The sequence below is a fragment of the Aetokthonos hydrillicola CCALA 1050 genome (assembly GCF_017591665.1).
Taxonomy (GTDB): Bacteria; Cyanobacteriota; Cyanobacteriia; order Cyanobacteriales; family Nostocaceae; genus Aetokthonos; species Aetokthonos hydrillicola.
This window is the reverse complement of the sequence record NZ_JAAKGC010000199.1, coordinates 1-4,738: the sequence shown is the minus strand read 5'-3', so window position 1 is coordinate 4,738 and position 4,738 is coordinate 1. Positions and strand designations below refer to the sequence as shown.

General features: G+C 43.0%; 2 protein-coding genes. Both read left to right on the top strand.

Going from position 1 to position 4,738, the window contains the following annotated elements; translation table 11 throughout:
- Positions 1 to 1,129, top strand: a 1,129-nt coding sequence (locus G4P69_RS35360) for an NAD(P)/FAD-dependent oxidoreductase (protein ID WP_208354581.1), incomplete at its 5' end; no start/stop codon positions are given.
- 228 nt (positions 1,130 to 1,357) lie between these two features.
- On the top strand, positions 1,358 to 4,333 hold the full coding sequence (gene pruA, locus G4P69_RS35355) for an L-glutamate gamma-semialdehyde dehydrogenase (RefSeq protein WP_208354591.1): 2,976 nt from the start codon (positions 1,358 to 1,360) through the stop codon (positions 4,331 to 4,333).
- Positions 4,334 to 4,738: the final 405 nt, after the last annotated feature.

The window sequence follows — 4,738 nt, the reverse complement described above, 5'->3', positions numbered from 1 at the left end:
TGGGAGAGCGTTGAGCAGCTTGAAGAATTTCGACGGATCAAGTTCAGTTAAAACTATGTGGGATGTGTTAGTTGCGGGTGCAGGTCCAGCCGGTGCTGTAGCTGCTTTTGTTTTAGCACAAGCTGGGCGTCAAGTGCTGTTGGTTGATGAGTTTCGGGCGGATACCCACAAAGTGGGTGATTCGTTACCCGGTGCGGCTCGGCAGATATTACAAAATTTAGGGTTGCTGGCAGATTTAGAGTCGGGTTCCCATTTACCGTGTTATGGCAACGTCTGTGCTTGGGGATCTGACCAACTGATGGTCAATGATTTCATCAGTGATCCCCGTGGGCTGGGTTGGCATTTAGATCGAGTCCAGTTTGACGAAGCACTCCGACTAGCAGCTGTTCGTGCAGGAGCAATCTTGTGGAGAAATCGAGTTAAACAAGTGAGTAAATGCCACAACACGTGGCGGGTTTGCTTGCATGATCGCGAGTGTCACTCACGATGGTTCATTGATACAACCGGTCGTGCTGCTAGCCTTGCACGCAGCCAAGGCGCAATACGACAACGTGATATTCCATTGTTTGCTACTTATCGTTGGGTTGTAACGTCTAAAAATGACACCGAGACTCGGACATTCATAGAGTCTGTCCCTCATGGATGGTGGTATACTGCTAGGCTGCCCCATCACACTCGTGTAGTTATTTTTCACACAGATATTCAACACGCAAGACTCATCCAGCATCATCCAAACTTGTGGGATGTTTATCTAGAGGATACAAAATACATTCATGAGTGTTTAGGCTATATGACTGATACTCATTCACCACATTTCATAGAAGCAGGGGGTGGTTACTTAAATCAGGTTGCAGGGTTGCAATGGATTGCAGCTGGAGATGCCGCTCTAAGCTTTGATCCGATTTCTTCACAAGGTATCTTTAATGCACTGTACACAGGAATGAAAGCAGGACAAGCTGTTCACGCTGCGCTTTCAGGTGACGAGAGTTTGGTTAATACATATGTGGATCACCTAAAAGCAATCCGTGCTGCGTATTGTCGTCATTATGGTTTCATGTACCGTAGTGAAAACCGTTGGACTAATCAGCCCTTTTGGGCTTTGCGACAAGCTGTTTCCAAAGAGCTGTAAGGGACTTGCAGAAAAATAAATCTTGAACTGGAGGCGTTGTCAAATCAGAGAATAAGTACTTCCTTGTACAATACTTTCACCTATTTCCGCCACTCACACCTCTAATATCTAGCTAAAAAGCTGATTATTGCAAATTTCTGCTCTTAGATGCTGGTGCTAAGACAATTGAAGAGCCAAAATGTTATATAGAGGCAATGTTTGTCGCCTTAAAGAAGGAGTCTGTTGTCAGTGGTATTACAAGTACAGAAAAGCACCTACGAAGCTAAAACCCAAGAAATTGCTAAACAACTTTTAGCAGCAACGCAGGAGAATCGTTCTTTCTTTGGTAATCTGCGAGATCAAATGCGCTGGGATGACAAATTACTGGCTTGGGCTATGAGTAATCCTGGCTTGCGGGTGCAGCTATTCCGCTTTATTGATACTCTTCCTGCTTTACATAGTAAGGCAGAAATTGCAGCTCACTTACAAGAATATCTCGGTGATGAGTCTGTAGAACTACCAGCAGCCCTTAAGGGAATGTTAAACTTTGCTAACCCTGACTCTATGCCAAGGCAAGTTGCTGCTAGTACTGTTTCTACAGCAACAGAAACATTAGCTCATAAATATATTGCTGGAGAAAATATTAAACAGGTACTAAAGACTATTGAGCGACTGCGTAAGGAAAAAATGCCTTTCACCGTAGACTTATTGGGTGAGGCGGTGATTACCGAAGCAGAAGCACAATCATACCTGGAACGATACTTGGAATTGATGCAACAATTAGTAGAAGCATCTAAGAGTTGGACTCCAATACCATCGATTGATGAAGTGGATGGAGAAATATTGCCAAAAGTCCAGGTTTCTGTAAAACTAACGGCGTTTTACTCTCAGTTTGACCCACTAGATGCTCAAGGTAGTGAGGAAAGAGTTGGCGATCGCATTCGTTTGTTGTTGCGTCGTGCTAAAGAACTAGGGGCGGCTGTTCATTTTGACATGGAACAGTATGCTTATAAAGACTTAATTCTCAGTATCTTGAAAAAATTACTCCTAGAACCTGAGTTCAGAGAGCGTACAGATATTGGTATAACAATTCAAGCATATCTGCGAGACAGTGAGCAAGATCTCAAAGATTTGATTACTTGGGCAAAACAGCGAGCTTATCCTGTAACAATCCGCTTGGTCAAAGGCGCATATTGGGATCAAGAAACTATTCTATCAGCCCAGAAACATTGGCCGCAGCCAGTTTACAATGACAAAGCAACGACGGATGCTAACTTTGAGGAACTAACAGAGTTGTTGCTAGAGAATCATGAATATGTTTATTCTGCAATTGGTAGCCATAATGTGCGATCGCAAGCACGTGCTATAGCAATTGCTGAAACATTACAGGTTCCCCGCCGTCGCTTTGAAATGCAAGTCTTGTATGGAATGGGCGATAAACTAGCAAAAGCTTTAGTTGATAAAGGTTACCGCGTTAGAGTTTACTGTCCTTATGGTGAACTTCTCCCAGGAATGGCCTATCTTATTCGCCGTTTATTAGAAAATACTGCAAATAGTTCCTTTTTACGACAAAATCTAGAAAATCGTCCGATTGAAGAACTCATCGCACCACCAATAGTAAAGCAAGCAGATTCTTCTTTTTCTCACCCTGATTCTTCCTTTATTGGTGCTGCTGATACAGATTATGCTGAGCAAGAGCTAAGAAGCAAATCAATTCAAGCGTTACAAGAAGTACGGCGTCAACTTGGAAAGACGTATCTCCCGTTGATCAATGGGGAGTATAGAAACACTACACAGTTTATAGATTCTGTCAACCCCTCGAATTTTAGCGAAATTGTTGGTAAAGTCGGACTCATCTGTGTCGAACAAGCTGAAGAAGCAATGCAAGCTGCAAAGGCTGCTTTTCCTGGTTGGCGGAAAACACCAGTAAAAGAACGTGCTGCAATATTGCGAAAAGCTGCTGACTTAATGGAAGCACGGCGTGATGTACTAGCTGCATGGATGGTGTTGGAAGTTGGAAAAGCAATGCGAGAAGCCGATGGTGAGATTTCTGAGGCTATAGACTTCTGTCGCTATTATGCGCAAGAAATGGAACGTCTCGATCTTGGTTACAATTACGATATACCAGGGGAGACGAATCGTTATATCTACCAACCACGAGGAATTGCAGTCGTGATTTCTCCTTGGAATTTTCCGCTTGCTATTGCTACGGGGATGACTGTTGCGGCTTTGGTTGCTGGTAATTGTACTTTGCTAAAGTGTGCCGAACCGTCTTCTGTAATTGCAGCTAAACTGACGGAAATCTTGGTTGAAGCTGGAATACCCAAAGGAGTATTTCAATACGTACCAGGAAAAGGTTCGACGGTTGGCGCTTATATGGTAAATCATCCGGAAACTCATGTGATTGCTTTTACTGGATCGCAAGAAGTTGGTTGTAGAATTTACGCAGAAGCAGCTATCCTAAAACCAGGACAAAAGCACATGAAGCGAGTAATTGCAGAAATGGGTGGGAAGAATGCGATTATTGTGGATGAAAGTGCTGATTTAGACCAAGCTGTTTTTGGGGTTGTGCAGTCGGCGTTCGGCTACAGTGGACAAAAATGTTCTGCTTGTTCTCGAGTGATTGTACACAAAGCTGTTTACGAAACTTTTGTACAACGTTTTGTAGAGGCAACAAAATCTCTTAACATAGGAGAGGCAGATTTAGCAAGTACACAAGTTGGTCCAGTGATTGATGCAAATGCACGCGATCGCATCCGTGAGTACATTGAGAAAGGCAAAGCAGAAGCAAAAGTTGCTTTAGAAATGCCAGCACCGGATCATGGATATTATATTGGGCCAGTGATTTTTACGGAAGTCTCGCCTAACGCGATCGTTGCTCAGCAAGAAATTTTTGGTCCAGTTGTCGCTGTTATTCGAGTAAACAATTTTGAGGAGGCGTTGGAAGTTGCTAACAGTACTAACTACGCTTTAACTGGCGGGCTTTACTCTAGAACTCCTTCGCACATTCAAATGGCACAGGAAGAGTTTGAAGTAGGCAATTTCTATATTAACCGTACCATTACCGGTGCTATAGTCGCACGGCAACCGTTTGGTGGCTTTAAACTTTCTGGTGTTGGTTCTAAAGCAGGAGGCCCTGATTACCTGCTACAATTTCTAGAACCGCGCACAGTAACAGAAAATATTCAACGCCAAGGTTTTGCGCCGATAGAAGGAGCAGAATAGTTCCTCGAATCTCATTGGTTCGTAGTTGCGCTTTAGCGCACTAAAGCGCAACTAAAAAACTTTTCACCATTTCGCGTCTGCTTCTTTGCCAACTTTTACTTACAAATACTTTTTCAAAGTTTTACTAGCCCCATCTGAAAGCGTTTTATACAATTTGCTTGAGTAGGTAAATTCTCTTCCGACATCTAGTTTTTTCAATCGGTTTACATCGTAAGTAGTCACGTACTCAACTGCTTGCCTTTTGATTAACTTTTCCCATAATTTACTTTTCATAATGTTCCTCCGGATATCGTTGACGCTGCTAATCAACTATTATACATAGGATGATGATACAAAATTATTTTGTGGGAGTTTGGCGACTAGTGTCCTCAGAAGTTAGGGATACTCAGGGTAGAAGTAGTAAGT